1 protein-coding gene is annotated in these 293 nt (G+C 44.0%); it reads left to right on the plus strand.

Going from position 1 to position 293, the window contains the following annotated elements:
• The coding region (locus tag ACVCXO_RS07645; RefSeq protein ID WP_452229005.1) for a hypothetical protein at positions 1-293 on the plus strand (293 nt) is incomplete at both ends.

A 293-nucleotide genomic window follows, 5' to 3' on the forward strand; every position in this document is an offset into this window, starting at 1 on the left:
TATAGAAGGAGTACCAGCAGGAACAGTAGATATCGTAGTAGATACAACTACTTTACCAACAGGTGCTACTTTAACAGATGGAACAGAGCCAACCGAAGTAACGGTACCAGTAAGTGGAACAGTTACAGCAGGAACAGATGGATATACTACAGCAGGAACGGTAACCGGAACAGTATATAACGATGAAGATGGTGATGGAACTCAAAACGGAACAGAAACCGGGTTCACTACACCAGTAACTGTATTTGCTGATTTAGATGGCGATGGCGTATTAGACGCAGGAGAGCCAACAG

It is taken from the genome of Lacinutrix sp. MEBiC02404 (genome assembly GCF_053601575.1).